Here is a 14,591-nt window from a genome sequence, read left to right on the forward strand (position 1 = left end):
TCTGTCACATCAACGCAGATGGTCGGTGCTATTGTTGGGACAGAACGCAAGAAAGCACGTTGAATCCAGGGGGCTCGCATGCCGCAAATATTGACGAAAGGGACTTCGGTGAAGTCACGACTTATTCTTCATCTCGTCATTGCGTTGGCGGCAACTGCATTTACGCCGACATTTTTGTCAGCGCAGGATGCGGATGCTGGCGAAAAGGTCTTTGGCAAGTGCAAGACTTGCCGTCAAGTTGGCGAAAAAGCAAAGAACCGCGTTGGTCCCGTCCTCAACGGGATTGTTGGACAATCGGCAGGTGCCGTTGAGAGGTTCAAATATTCCGATGCAATGAGCAATAGCGGAATTGTCTGGGATGACGTCACACTTGCCGCGTATCTGACCGACCCGACGGCCACCGTGCCGGGCAACAAGATGTCTTTTGCAAGCCTATGAAAAGACGAGGAGGTGGTCAACGTGATCGCCTTTCTTGCCACTTACACCGCAGATGGGACACAGAAATGACCCGTTTCGCCCCAAATTTCGAAAAATGGAGGATCACATGACCCGATCGACCAAGGCAAGGCGGGCGACAGCGTTTCTTGCAGGCATCCCCGCACTGGCGTTAAGCGTTGCCGCGACCATGGTATCGGCCCAGAACGCGGATGCGCTTGGGCCATTGCCAGAGCCGAAAGAAATCAACCAGACGCGCGCCGACCTGGGGCGTATGCTGTTCTTCGATACCCGTATGTCGGGAGATACCGCATTGTCCTGTGCGTCCTGTCACAGCCCTGAAAATGGCTGGGGGGACGGCGAGGCGCTTTCGGATGGCTATGGTGATTTACTTTACTTCCGCAACGCGCCCGGCCTCTTTAATGTTGCCAACCGCAATTATTTCATGTGGGACGGGCGGCTCGACGGTTCAGATCTCGGGACGGTTGTCCGCGACATGCTGACCGAATCGCACACGATGAATATGGACAGCCGACTGGCGCAAGAACGGCTCAAGCAAGTGCCAGAATACATGGAGATGTTCCAGGCCGCCTATGGGGCCGAGCCTTATGGCGGACGCATGTATGGTGCGATCGGCGAATTCCTGAAGACGATCCGGACCGAGAATGCACCCTTTGACGCCTATATGCGCGGTCAAGAGGATGCACTGTCTGACAGTGCCAAACGTGGTCTGGCCCTGTTTGAAGGAAAAGCAGGCTGCGCTTCCTGCCATTCAGGCGCGATGCTTTCTGACGGTGACTTGCACGCGACCGGTGTGCCTGACCATCCGGACCTTCTGGGTCTTGATCCCGAAACAGCGGAAGACACGGCCAATCGGCAGATCACGATGCTACGGTTTTATGCGACCTTGGGAACCCCTAATTACATGAACCTGCGTGAAGACGTCGGCCAGTATGTGGTCACCAAGGACGAGGCCGACATTGGCAAGTTCGTCACGCCCTCGCTTTGGGACATCGGTCAGACAGCCCCCTACATGCATTCCGGTGTCTTTGACACGCTGGCCGAAGTGGTGCGGTTTTACAATGCGGGAAGCGTTCAGTCCGAACCGCTTGGCCTGACGCCATCGGAAGAGGCGGATCTGGTCGCTTTCCTGAACAACCTGACTGGTGATGCGCCTAACGTGACCGAGCCTGAATTGCCTGACTACGCGCTTCGCGAACTCGGCCAGAACTGAGGAGACGGTCCAATGAAAACACTTTCTGCAATCCTGACAGGCGCTTCGGCTCTGGCATTCGCAACCTTTGCATTGGCGCAGGACGACCTGCCGCCTTTGGCAACATTGTCACCTCCGCCAATCCCAGACGACAACCGCATGACGCCGGAAAAGATCGCCCTTGGTGAACAGCTTTTCTGGGACGGTCGTCTTTCCGGAAATGGATCAATGCCCTGCTCGGCTTGTCACCTGCCTGATGCCGGCTGGGGAACGGGCAGCCCCATCAGCTTTGGCTATCCCGGTACGCAACACTGGCGCAACAGTCAGACGATCCTTAATTCGGCCTACTACAACAAGGGCTTCTGGGAAGGCAGCGTAACCTCGCTTGAATCGCAGGCCAAGGGTGCTGCGGGCGGGGCCGTTGCCGGCAATGGCGACGGCTCGATGATGGAAATGCGGTTGCGTTTCGTCCCTGATTACGTCCGCGACTTCAAGAAGGTCTTCGGCACCGAGTGGCCTCAGGTCGCCCACGCCTGGGACGCTATTGCCGCCTATGAGCGCACCATTGTCACCGACGCTTCCAAAGTCCCTTTCGACCGGTATCTCGCTGGTGAAGAAAGTGCAATGACGGAGTCCGCGGTGCGTGGTATGGAACTTTTCAACGGCGAGGCGGGCTGCATTTCCTGCCACAATGGTGCGTTGGTCTCGGATCAGAGATTCTACAACATCGGTGTGCCTCCGGCGGCGGAATTCTCGGAAGATCCGCTGTACCAGATCACCTTGCGTTGGGAACTGTACCAAAAAGGTGTGCCCGAGGACGTTTATCGAAACGGGGATAATGACCTCGGTCTTTATCACGTTACCAAGCAGCCAAAGGACAAGGGTAAGTTCCGCACACCTTCCTTGCGTGAATTGCGCTGGACAGAGCCGTATATGCACAACGGAGCGTTGTCTGATCTTGCCGATGTGGTTGCCTTCTATAATGGCGGAGGCGGTGAAGGCCAAACAGCAGGATTGCAGCCGCTGGGCCTGAATGAGGCGCAACAGGCCGATCTGGTCGCTTTCCTCGAGGCCCTCTCCATGGACGAACCGCTTCTGCTCGATGAGCCGGAGCTCCCCGAAACCGCAACATGGTCGGAGTTCCAGCAATGACCCAAACAACAAGATCAAAAGCAGGTGGAACCGCCTGCTCAAGTTTTAACCGCCGCGACTTTCTGATCCTTGGCGGGACCTCGGTGACGGTTCTGGCCACTTTCGGGATGGGCGGCGCACAGGCGCAGGAGTTGGTGTCCTCCTCCTATGTCCGTACAGTGGTGGGTAAGGTCTCCGAGCTTAAGCAAGGTATCGCGACAACCTTCAACTACCCGAATGACAACGTGGAAAACGTTCTGGTCATGCTCGACGAAGAAGCAGGCGGCGGTGTGGGAGAGGCACGAAACATCGTGGCTTTCAACACGATCTGCCCGCATCAGGGCGGCTATATGGGAGCCGATGACTTCAAGCGTCCGCATTCGGTGCTGGGCCCGTGCCCGATCCATCTGTCTACTTTCGACCTGACCAAACACGGGATGCTCGTGTCCGGTCATGCCGTCGAAAGCCTGCCACAGATCGTGCTCGAGATTGATGGCGACGACATTATCGCAACCGGGGTCATGGGTCTGTTCTACGGCTACAGCCAGAACCCGTCCGGCGCGTGAGAAAGGATCAAGAAAATGGCTGATACAACTCTTCGCAACCGCGAGTCCGTACCCCTTCCGCCACCTGATGCGGAAGTCCTGACCACCGCCTGCAGCTATTGCATCGTTGCCTGTTCCTACAAGGTCTACCGCTGGCCGGTCGGCAAGGAAGGCGGCACGCAAGCTGATCAGAATGCTTTTGGCGTTGATTTCCCAACCTTTGGTGCCCCGTGGATTGCGCGCAGCCAACACAATGTCGGCATGCATGAAGGCAAACCTCATAATTTCGTCGTCATCGCCGACGCAGATGCCGAGGTGGTCAATCCGGGTGGAAACTACAGCGTCCGCGGAGGGACGCTGGCACAAAAGCTCTATAATCCCGAGACGCCCACGAAAGATCGCCTGAAATACCCTATGGTACGTATCGGCGGCGTGCTTACGCCTGTCAGTTGGGACCTCGTGACCGATGTCATGGCGGACGTGTCGAAATACGTTCTGTCAAAATATGGTGAACATGCCTGGGGCATGAAGACGTTTTCGTACGAATACTTTGAAAACACTTACACGATCCGCAAGCTGGTGGATCGCGCCATCGGAACGCCGGTACATGCCTGGCACGACAAACCGATGCGCGGGCCGGATGCCACGGGGCTGGATGATGCCGGGATCAACTCGTTTGCTGCGACTTATGAGGACTGGGGCAAATGCGACGTTGCTTTCCTCTCCGGTGTCGACCCCTATGAGACGAAAACAGTTCTGTTCACCGAATGGATGATGAACGGAGACAACCCCAACAAGAAGATGATATTTGTCACACCGCACCGCACGATGGGGGTCGAATACGGGATCAAGAACGGTGGTTTGTGGCTGCCGATCATTCCCGGCACTGACACGGCACTGCATCTGGCACTGGCCAAGATCATCATCGACAATGGCTGGCAGGACCAGGAGTTCATCGACACCTGGGTGAACAACCGTTGGGAGCTTGAATCCGGCTACGGTCGCGGCACCCGGAACACGGGTTGGCAGTGGCGCACGACTTGGGGCCGTTGGCAATCGGACTGGGAAGACTTCCAGAAGTTCATTGCGAACGAACCTGCGGCACAACTCGAAGAAGCCGCACGCATCACCGGCCTTCCGGCCGAGGATATCATGCGCTGCGCGGAAATGATCGCAAAGCCGAACGAGGATGGATCGCGACCGAAGACATCGTTCATGCTGGAAAAGGGCAACTACTGGTCCAACAACTACATGAACACCGCGTCGCTTTCGACCCTTGGCCTGATCTCAGGCGCGGGCAATCGCCCGGGCCAAGTGATCAGCCGTGGCGGCGGCCACCAACGCGGTGGCATGGGCGCAGGCCCCGGCAAGGGCTTCCTCAGCCCGGAAAAACATCCCGGACGCCGCAAGAAGCCGCTGAATGTGGACCGTTGGGTAATGGACGGCAAGGTGCGTTTCATGTGGACGATGGGCATCACATGGTTTCCGGCGATGCTCGCCAGTCAGGAGCTTGCCAGCCGTGTCGCTGACCTTACGCTGCGCAACGCCAATCAACCGCGTTCGGTTGATCGCGATCACCTGGTCGAAGTGTTCAAGGCGCGGATCGACAGCGGAGGCATGATGCTGGTCGACAGCAATATCTATCCGGTCGAGCCGCTGAATACGCAATACGCCGACATCGTCCTGCCGGCTGCCGGCTGGGGAGAGGAAGACTTCTCCCGGTGCAACGCCGAACGGCGTTTGCGGCTTTATGCCAAATTCAACGACGCACCGGGCGAGGCCAAACCAGACTGGTGGGCGATGGCTCAGTTTGCCCAGAAAATGGGGTTTGAAGGCTTTGACTGGCAAGACAGCAACGATGTCTTTGAGGAAGCGGCGCGTTTCTCCCGGACGGGCGTTCTGAGCTACAATGTGCTGGTCAAGGAAGCCAAGAAGGAAGGCAAACGAGGTCACGAAAAACTGCGTGAACTCGGGACTACGGGAATCCAGACGCCAGTTCGTTATGTCAACGGAGAGATGGTCGGAACTGGCCGCCTGCATGATCCAGAGAACGACTGGGGTGAAATCGAAGGGGATACCAAGGACCAGAAATGGCTCTATGCCTTCTCGACCCACACCGGCAAGGCCAACATCCTCAAGACGCCATGGGTGAATGACAGCTGGTCGGACTTCTATGAGGCCATCAAACCCCGTGCCGAAAAAGGTGAGATCTGGATCACCAACGGCCGCGTCAACGAGGTCTGGCAGTCGGGCTTCGATGATCTTCGCAAGCCCTATCTGGCCAAGCGCTGGCCCTGGCCACATATCGTTATCCACCCGGATGACGCGGCCCCTCAAGGCATCGAGTCGGGAGATTTGGTCGAGGGGTTCAACGACACGGTGTATGTGCAATCGGGTGAACCTGTCGGTGTAAAAGCGGACGATTTGAGCTTCGCCAAGCTTATGGAAAACGGTCACATCAAGACCACTACGGGTCAGTTCGTCGCCGTCGCCATTGTCTCGGACGAGATGCGCCCCGGCGTTGCCAAGGCGGCTTTCAACTACCCCGGCTCCATGGCGAACTCGGTGTGTCACGCGGTGCCTGACCCGGTGACCGGCAACTACCGCTACAAGCTTGGCCGTGGTGTTCTGCGCAAGGTTGGCGAGAGTGCGTATAAGGACAATTTCCTCGAGATGTCGCTAAAGCCTCGACCGATCATCGGTTAAATCATCTCCCTGCCGCCCGCAAACAGCTGGCGACAGGGAGCTCAATTGGGAAACGAAATTGAACATCGCTTTCATCCGGGTTCAATCGCGTGGTGGCGCCGACAACACCTTGCGCGCAATTGCCGCTACTCTTGGTGGACAGGGGCGTCGGCTTATCGGTGTCTTGCCTGAACCTTGCGTCGCCGCGGATCGCCACGCCTGCGACATGGACCTGATCAATCTCGCGACCGGAGCGCGCCTTAACATCAGCCAGAAACTGGGTGGGGGCTCTACCGGATGCCGTTTGGATGGATCCGCTATCGAGACCGCGGCGATGGCCGTTGGCAGGGACCTGGCAGACAGCTGCATTGCGCCGGATCTTCTGATCCTTAATCGTTTCGGCAAGCAGGAGGCCACTGGACGCGGCTTCCACCCGGTCATCGTGTCCGCATTGGAGCGGGATGTGCCCGTGATAGTCGGCGTCAATGATATGAACCGGCCCGCATTCGAGAGCTTTTCGGCAGGGTTGGCCGCGGAGTTGGCGGATTCTTCCGTGGCCGTGCTGGACTGGCTTGGATCTAGCCCGCGCCCGGTTGCCGCCTGACCAGATCGCTATTCATACTTCAATCGCTCATCGAATCACGATGTACGGACACCGGTGCATGAAGTTCGCTTTTTCGCAATGGAATCGGGTGTGGGAAGAAATAATATACAAGTCAGAGGCATAGGTGAGGCTTCTCCACTTTTCTTCGCCGGGCACAGGTCAGAGAAGGTTGGCTACCAGTTCCGTTTCCACCGCCATTACATCTAAGATATTGATACTATGCCTAAAAATTTTGGTGGAAACATGGAATAAAAGGGTAGCTGTTACCTACAATTCGAGGCCCATTCGGAGAAAAACCGGAATGAAGCACATCATTCAACAGCTTAGCAGCGGTCCAGCTTACCAATTCAAGATGCGGACACCTACAGCATTGAGGGGGATGATCGACCCCGCAACGGGTAAGGCGTCCGGCACCTACATTCAATGAAACCTCGGTGATACCCGCTGCTTGGCGAGCTATAGGCTCTCGCGCTTTTTGGTTATGGCTTCGCGTCCTTCAGGCAGTCGTTCAAACAGAAGTAGATACGCTGGGTTTTCGTCTATCCATGTCGAGGTGAATTTCGTGGTCGCGATGAAGAAATCCGCCTGACCCTTCCAGAAATCGTCTTTTTAGTGAACCCCCTTCGGCGGGCTTTGTTGTTGTCTTCTCCGGTGGTTCGCGGGATCTTTACCCCCATTTTGCAAGAGGTAAGTATAAGTCATTTGATTTACAGTGAAAATGGCCTGCTCCGAGATAACTTTGCCCCGATTTACAGCCCCGCCAGACTTTCAAACGCCGGCAATATCAGGGTGTTAACCTTGCGGTCACGCCCCGAGAAAGCTTAAAGCCGAAGCTTCAAATTCTCGCGGTTTTTCGGCGTGCAGCCAGTGCCCGGTCTGTGGGATCTTGGCGTGCCTTGCTGTTGGGAATAGCTTTTTGATGATGGGGCGGTGGTCAGGCAGAACATAGTCGGACAGGCCCCCGGACAGAAACAATGTGGCACCAGTGAACTGCCCACTGACGTCTGGGAAGCCAATGATCAAATCCATGTCGCGTTCCAGCACATCAAGATTCAGACGCCATTCCCGCGCCTTGACATCCAGCGACTGCAACAGGAATGCACGCACCGAAGCCTCATCGACAGCCCGCGCCAATTGTCTGTCGGCATCCCCTCGGGTTTCGATCTGTGACAGGTCGATGCTGCGCATTGCGGTGATCATGGATTGTTGGCTGTGGGAATAGCCGACCGGGGCGATATCCGCGACCAGAAGTCGGCGCACCATTCCGGGGCGAGACAACGCGAACACCATCGCGGCCTTGCCACCCATCGAATGTCCGATCATATCCACCGTGCCGCCTAACGCGCTCACAACCTCGGCCAGATCAGTGGCCAGGTCAGGATAACTGTGGCTCTGGGTCCAGGGGCTTTGCCCGTGATTTCGCATGTCCACACACACCACACGGCGAGTGGCCGACATCCGTTTGGCGATAACGCCCCAGTTGCGTGCAGAGCCAAAAAGGCCGTGTGCGATCAGGACGGGCGGGTGCACCGTATCGGTGCCGTATGTCTGCATCTCAAGCATGAGGTTTGATAGCGTGGCGGCGGTCGCGCTTGAACCCCCCTTTTATTCGGCTGGACCCTTTCGCAAACACAGGCGATACCGATAAGATGGCGGCGAAGACGGATCGAGCAAGGCGGAAGCCCACGTGGATATACGCGCAAGAACAGATCGGCTGGCCCAACTGCTTGAACAGCGGTTGGACATTCGCGGTTCGGGGTTTGAAACCAAGTTGCGCCGCGCCGGGCGGTTGTTGCCTCGTCATTTGCGCCGCGACGGTGCCATATTGGTCGAGGCGTTGAAGCTGTCAGATCATCCGCGTCTGGGGCGACAAGTGGATTCAAAACGACTTGAGAAAGCCGCCGATGCGATCGAGCACTACCTGCTGAACCTTGACGTCTGGGATCGGCGGCGGGGAATCGCCGTGAATGTCTCGGCCAGCGTTCTGATGAATCTTCTGATCGTGATCGCTTTGGTCGCCGGGATACTTATCTGGCGCGGATTGGTTTGATCGTTGCCACGGGAATGTCGCGCAATATTGCAAAAATGAAAGCCCCGATCTGAAAACCGGAGCTTTCCGTGCAATAGTAGTCGAAAATATGTAAGTCTCGCTGGCTGTCAGCTGCCCCTTAAAGGTTCGGATACAGCGGGAAACGAGCACATAATGCCGCGACTTTCGCCTTCACCGCTGCTTCGACATCTGCATTTCCGTCCGCCCCGTTTGCGGCCAGCCCGTCGACCACTTCGACGATCAGGTCAGCGATCTCGCGGAACTCGGCCTCGCCAAACCCGCGGGTGGTACCAGCGGGTGTGCCAAGACGAATGCCCGAGGTCACGGTGGGTTTTTCCGGGTCAAAGGGAATGCCGTTCTTGTTGCAGGTGATATGCGCGCGGCCAAGCGCCTTATCGACGATATTTCCCGTCACACCTTTGGGTCGCAGGTCCACCAGCATGACGTGGGTGTCGGTGCCGCCGGTCACGATGTCCAGGCCGCCCTTCATCAACTGATCTGCCAGCGCCACGGCATTGGCACGCACTTGCTTTTGGTATTCCTTGAACTCGGGGCGAAGGGCTTCGCCAAACGCAACGGCCTTCGCGGCGATCACGTGCATCAGGGGGCCGCCCTGAATGCCCGGGAAAATGGCAGAGTTGATCTTCTTGGCCAGATCCTCGCGGTTGGTCAGGATCATGCCGCCACGCGGGCCACGCAATGTTTTGTGGGTCGTGGTGGTCGCCACATCGGCATAGGGGAAGGGCGAGGGGTGCTCGCCAGCCGCGACAAGACCCGCAAAGTGGGCCATGTCCACCAGCAAAAAGGCACCTACGCTGTCGGCGATTTCACGGAACCTGGCAAAATCGATCTGCCGCGGGATGGCCGAGCCACCGGCGATAATCAGCTTCGGCTTATGTTCGGTGGCCAGCGCCTGCACTTCGTCATAGTCGATCAGGTTGTCCTGCTTGCGCACACCATATTGAACCGCGTTGAACCATTTGCCCGACTGGTTTGGGGCCGCACCGTGCGTCAGGTGCCCGCCGGAAGCAAGGTTCATGCCAAGGATCGTGTCGCCCGGCTGGATCATCGCCATGAAGGCGCCTTGGTTGGCTTGGCTGCCCGAATTTGGCTGCACATTGGCAAACTCGCAGTCAAACAGCTTCTTGGCGCGGTCGATGGCCAGATTTTCGGCCATGTCGACATATTGGCAGCCTCCATAGTAGCGCCGCCCCGGATAACCTTCGGCGTATTTGTTGGTCAGCACTGAGCCTTGCGCCTCCATCACGGCGGCGGACACGATGTTTTCCGATGCTATCAACTCGATCTCGTCGCGTTGGCGGCCAAGTTCGTCGGTGATCGACCGATAAAGCTCTGGGTCGCGAGAGGCGAGGGATTCGGTGAAGAAACCTTGGTCACGGGTGGCAGTCATGCGCGTAATCCTTGGATTGGAAGCCTGATGTCCGGATTTCCTATCGGAAACAATCCAGATCGCAAAGACCGGAAAGCGACATGGCTGCGGAAAGACGCGGCAATTTCTGGCACTTTGCGGAAACATGTGTTTCTTTCGGAAACCACGGGACACGCATGGGAAACCCAAATATGAGCCAAAACATCGCTTTCGTCGCAAGCAATGCGCAAATTGCAAAGACCGCGAAAGAGGAACTGGTGGCCCGCTATGGCAACAAGGACGTGAAAGACGCAGACGTCATCGTTGCCTTGGGGGGCGATGGCTTCATGTTGCAAACCCTGCACGAGACACAAGCGCTGACAGCCCCGGTCTATGGCATGAACTGCGGCACGGTCGGGTTTCTGATGAACGAGTATTCCACTGACGATCTTGTCGAACGCCTGATCGCCGCCGAAGAAGAGGTGATCAACCCACTTGCCATGCGGGCGGAAGGGGCGGATGGCAGCGTGCACAAAGCACTTGCGATCAACGAAGTCAGCCTGCTGCGTGCTGGCCCACAGGCGGCGAAGTTGCAGATCAGTGTCGATGGCCGGGTGCGACTGCCGGAACTGGTGTGCGACGGCGCACTGCTTTGTACGGCCGCAGGATCAACGGCGTATAACTATTCCGCGCACGGACCGATCCTGCCCATCGGATCGGATGTGCTGGCCCTGACGGCGATGGCCGCGTTTCGCCCGCGCAGATGGCGTGGTGCCTTGCTGCCAAAGAACGCCGTGGTGCGGTTCGATGTGATGGAGCATGAAAAACGACCGGTGATGGCCGATGCGGACGGGCGGTCCGTTCGCGACGTGGTTTCGGTGGAAATCAAATCGGATAAAGAGATTGCACACCGCATTCTGTTCGATCCCGGACATGGTTTGGAAGAACGCCTGATCCGCGAGCAGTTCGTCTAGCCGCTGGCGTCATTTTTGCGTCCAGTGTTCCCGTTTGCGATAGATCGTCGAGGGTGACACGTCCAGAACCTGTGCCGCCCGCGGGATAGAGCCGCCCTGCGCTCGGATCGTTTCTTCGATGACGATGCGCTCGATTTCTGCCAATGGTCGCCCCAGCAGACCCGTGTCCGCCAAAGTTGCTTGCAGCCCTGCGCTGTTGTCGGGATCGGGCAGCCCAGCCAGAAGATCCACCGGCAGCATGTCGGCTGTGACCAGATCCCCATCATGGTGCAGCACGATATTCCAAATGACATTGACGAGTTGGCGAATGTTGCCGGGCCATGGATGCGATCCCAGAATACCAGCGGCGCCGGGTGTGAAGCCCCGAAACCTGCGCCCTTCCTGCTGCGCCGTTTGGACCAGTTTCGTATTGGCGATGACCAGAATGTCTTCGCCCCGGTCACGCAGGGCTGGCAGTGTTATCGGCACAACATGCAGGCGGTAATAAAGATCCTCGCGAAGCCGACCTGCTTTGATTTCTGCGCGGGTGTCTTCGGAGCTTGCACAAATGATGCGCGCATCCACCTTGGCTGCATCAAGCGCACCAAGTGGCGCGATGTCACCGTTTTCAAGAAATCGCATCAGCTGTTCTTGCACCCGTAGATCCGTTCGCGCGATTTCGTCCAGGAACAAAGTTCCACCATCGGCTGTGCGGGCGGTGCCTATCGAACCGTTGCGGCCATCGGCAAAAACCTGATGCGTCAGGGTGTCAGGTTCCAGTCGGGCACAATCGACAACTACGAACGGGCCAGCAGACCGGTTGCTTTCCGCGTGAAGCGCACGGGCCAGAAGCTCTTTTCCTGTGCCGGTTTCGCCTTGGATATAGATTGGGGCATCCGATGAGGCGATTGTGTCCAGCGCGTGTAGGACAGGATTCATGGACAGATCAGACAGGACCATGCCGTGCCTGATCCAATGCGGATCCGCATGCGCAGCGTGGCCAGAGCCAGCCTTGTGCGCAGGGGCCAGCCGCGCGCGCGGTTTGGAGATTGCGATTGTTCCGTCTTGCGCTTTGCGAATACCACCAATTTTTTGAAGCACTTGGCTGACAGTCTTTTCCAGGCGGTTATGTGTGAATGGCACAAAGATACAGTCCAATGCACCCAAGCGCATGGCTTCGGCTGCATCATTGATCTGGTTGCTTTTTGACACAACGATGATCGCTTGTTCGGCGTTTCGCTTTATCAAATCGCGAATAAGCGGCAAAACGCTGCGTCCGTTTACGTCGAGCGGTAGGAGGGCAATATCAACGATATCATCCTCGGCAATGATCTTTGCTTCTGCAATCGAGTTTGCATACCTGATCTCGCAATCAAGAGACTTGAAAACCGTGGCGGGACACAGGTCGTTAAGCGCAGGCGGGGCTAAAACCATTACGACCGGGGATCGCGCGTTCGCATCTGTATTGAACAATCCGGTGGCGCCGGGATTGCCCCGTTCCTCTATCGCCATCTTCCCCCCAGTTCACGTGCACAAGTTTTCTTGTCCCGGTTGGTTCTAGCCACCCCGCGGCTGAAAAGCCAAAAAAAACTCATCCGACGCGTGGCCGGATGAGTTTTGCGTGCTTGAAATCCCGTGTCAGTCGGCGTAGCCAAGGCTTTGCAGCGCCTCTTGGATTTCATTCAAAATGGCCGGATCGTCGATGGTCGCCGGCATCTTGTAATCCTTACCGTCCGCGATAGACACCATGGTAGCGCGCAGGATTTTACCCGACCGCGTTTTCGGCAGACGATCCACCACGATGCACAGCTTGAAGGCCGCGACTGGGCCGATCTTTTCACGCACCAGCCTGACACATTCGGCGGTCACGTCCTCTTCCGGCCGATCCGTGCCAGCATTCAGGCAGATCATGCCCAAGGGCAACTGCCCTTTCAATTGGTCGGTGACGCCGATCACGGCACATTCGGCCACGTCCGGGTGCGAGGCCAGAACCTCCTCCATCGCGCCTGTAGACAGACGGTGGCCAGCGACGTTGATCACGTCGTCGGTGCGGGCCATGATGTAAAGATATCCGTCTTCATCTTTGTAACCAGCGTCGCCTGTCTCATAGTAACCGGGAAAAGTGTTCAGATAGCTGGATTTGAACCGGTCTTCTGCGTTCCAGAGGCTGGGCAGCGTGCCAGGAGGGAGGGGTAGTTTGATGGCGATGGCACCCAGTTCGCCCGCGGCCACCGGATGACCTCCCTCATCCAGAATTTGCACGTCATATCCGGGCATCGGCACCGATGGCGAGCCGAGTTTCACGGGAAGTTCCTCGATTCCAAGCGGGTTGGCTGCGATCGCATAACCCGTTTCGGTCTGCCACCAATGGTCGATCACGGGAACTTTCAGCTGCTCCTGTGCCCAGACGATGGTGTCAGGATCAGCACGTTCCCCAGCCAGATAGACCTGTTTCAGGCAAGACAGATCGTATTTTCTGACAAACTCGCCCTTGGGATCCTCCCGTTTCACGGCGCGAAAGGCGGTGGGAGCGGTGAAGAAGCTTTTGACCTTGTGTTCCGAAATCACCCGCCAGAAGGTGCCCGCGTCGGGGGTTCCAACCGGCTTGCCCTCGAACACGATGGTGGTGTTGCCGTGGATCAGCGGGCCATAGGTGATATAGCTGTGCCCGACGACCCAACCTACATCGGACGCCGCCCAGAACACGTCGCCGGGATCGACATTGTAGATGTTTTTCATCGTCCAGTTCAGCGCGACAAGATGACCGCCGGTGTGGCGGATCACGCCCTTTGGCTGACCGGTCGTGCCGGAGGTGTAAAGGATATAGGCTGGGTGGTTGCCTTCTACTGGCAAGCAATCCGCCGGTTCCGCCGATGCTTCCAACTCGGTCCAATCATAATCACGCCCATCGGTCAGATCGGCGGTCGCTTCCTCGCGTTGCAGGATGACGGTGAACTTTGGCTTTTGCGTCGCGATGTCGATCGCCCCATCCAGAAGCGGTTTATAAGCAATGACGCGCCCCGGTTCGATCCCGCATGAGGCCGCAATGATTGCCTTGGGCTTCGCATCATCGATACGTACCGCCAATTCGTTCGAGGCAAATCCGCCGAACACGACAGAATGCACCGCTCCGATGCGGGTGACAGCCAGCATTGCCATCAAGGCTTCGGGCACCATGGGCATGTAGATGATAACGCGGTCGCCTTTTTCGACACCTTTTGCCTTCAACGCACCCGCCAGCGCTGCAACACGGTTTCGCAGGTCCGCGAAGGTAATTTTGGCCTGCCGTCCTGTGATCGGGCTGTCATAGATGATCGCCACCTGATCGCCGCGACCGTTTTCGACATGACGGTCAACCGCGTTATAGCATGTGTTCACCAATCCGTCCGAAAACCACTCGTAAAGCGGTGCGTTTTCGTCAAAGAGCGCTTTCGAGGGCGGCTTGTCCCAACTGATCGCCTTGGCGGCATCCATCCAGAAAGCTTCCGGGTCTGCCTGCCAAGCAGCGTAAACGTCTTTGTATGCCATGGTGCACTTCCTCCAGTTTCCCTTGGTATGAAGTGTTACGCCCCCGGCTATCGTTAGGGCAAGCGCAGCGTGTCGCAG

General features: G+C 57.3%; 12 protein-coding genes. 8 read left to right on the forward strand and 4 right to left on the reverse strand.

All coding sequences use genetic code 11. The features are described from left to right. The first annotated feature begins 78 nt into the window (after nucleotides 1-78). The 6 genes from AC13C8_RS09945 to AC13C8_RS09970 all read left to right on the forward strand — a co-directional run bounded on the left by AC13C8_RS09945 (nucleotide 79) and on the right by AC13C8_RS09970 (nucleotide 6,613). A complete protein-coding gene (locus AC13C8_RS09945; RefSeq protein WP_245744732.1) occupies nucleotides 79-438 on the forward strand; it encodes a c-type cytochrome in 360 nt (119 codons plus the stop codon). 106 nt (nucleotides 439-544) lie between these two features. Continuing rightward, a complete protein-coding gene (locus tag AC13C8_RS09950) occupies nucleotides 545-1,669 on the forward strand; it encodes a cytochrome-c peroxidase (RefSeq protein ID WP_177179341.1) in 1,125 nt (374 codons plus the stop codon). 138 nt (nucleotides 1,670-1,807) lie between these two features. After that, nucleotides 1,808-2,800 (forward strand): cytochrome-c peroxidase, encoded by a 993-nt coding sequence (locus tag AC13C8_RS09955; RefSeq protein WP_482847209.1) that lies wholly within the window; start codon nucleotides 1,808-1,810, stop codon nucleotides 2,798-2,800. Then, entirely contained in the window at nucleotides 2,797-3,345 is a 549-nt protein-coding gene (locus AC13C8_RS09960; protein WP_177179340.1) for a Rieske 2Fe-2S domain-containing protein, read from the forward strand. The genes AC13C8_RS09955 and AC13C8_RS09960 overlap by 4 nt, the downstream gene beginning before the upstream one ends. A gap of 15 nt (nucleotides 3,346-3,360) precedes the next feature. Continuing rightward, a complete protein-coding gene (locus tag AC13C8_RS09965) occupies nucleotides 3,361-6,030 on the forward strand; it encodes an arsenate reductase (azurin) large subunit (protein WP_482847210.1) in 2,670 nt (889 codons plus the stop codon). A gap of 58 nt (nucleotides 6,031-6,088) precedes the next feature. Beyond that, a complete protein-coding gene (locus AC13C8_RS09970) occupies nucleotides 6,089-6,613 on the forward strand; it encodes a DUF2478 domain-containing protein (RefSeq protein ID WP_091430974.1) in 525 nt (174 codons plus the stop codon). Nucleotides 6,614-7,417: 804 nt separating this feature from the next. On the opposite strand, the gene AC13C8_RS09975 is transcribed toward AC13C8_RS09970, so the two are convergent. Next, nucleotides 7,418-8,176 carry an alpha/beta fold hydrolase gene (locus tag AC13C8_RS09975; protein WP_482847211.1) on the reverse strand — a complete coding sequence of 253 codons (759 nt, stop codon included), beginning with the start codon at nucleotides 8,174-8,176 and terminating at the stop codon, nucleotides 7,418-7,420. Nucleotides 8,177-8,300: 124 nt separating this feature from the next. On the opposite strand from AC13C8_RS09975, the gene AC13C8_RS09980 reads away from it, so the two are divergent. After that, nucleotides 8,301-8,663: a hypothetical protein gene (locus AC13C8_RS09980; RefSeq protein WP_482847212.1), complete on the forward strand. Its 363-nt coding sequence runs from the start codon at nucleotides 8,301-8,303 to the stop codon at nucleotides 8,661-8,663. 118 nt (nucleotides 8,664-8,781) lie between these two features. On the opposite strand, the gene glyA is transcribed toward AC13C8_RS09980, so the two are convergent. Further along, on the reverse strand, nucleotides 8,782-10,074 hold the full coding sequence (glyA, locus tag AC13C8_RS09985; protein ID WP_091430968.1) for a serine hydroxymethyltransferase: 1,293 nt from the start codon (nucleotides 10,072-10,074) through the stop codon (nucleotides 8,782-8,784). Nucleotides 10,075-10,154: 80 nt separating this feature from the next. Between glyA and AC13C8_RS09990 the strand changes: the two genes are divergently transcribed. Then, on the forward strand, nucleotides 10,155-11,006 hold the full coding sequence (locus AC13C8_RS09990; protein WP_407639035.1) for an NAD kinase: 852 nt from the start codon (nucleotides 10,155-10,157) through the stop codon (nucleotides 11,004-11,006). A gap of 9 nt (nucleotides 11,007-11,015) precedes the next feature. Here AC13C8_RS09990 and AC13C8_RS09995 read toward each other — a convergent pair whose 3' ends face one another. Further along, nucleotides 11,016-12,497: a sigma-54-dependent transcriptional regulator gene (locus tag AC13C8_RS09995; RefSeq protein WP_482847213.1), complete on the reverse strand. Its 1,482-nt coding sequence runs from the start codon at nucleotides 12,495-12,497 to the stop codon at nucleotides 11,016-11,018. Between the two features lie 126 nt (nucleotides 12,498-12,623). Further along, a complete protein-coding gene (locus AC13C8_RS10000) occupies nucleotides 12,624-14,513 on the reverse strand; it encodes a propionyl-CoA synthetase (protein ID WP_091430963.1) in 1,890 nt (629 codons plus the stop codon). Nucleotides 14,514-14,591 lie beyond the last annotated feature (78 nt).

The organism is Aliiroseovarius sp. B-4 (genome assembly GCF_056857795.1).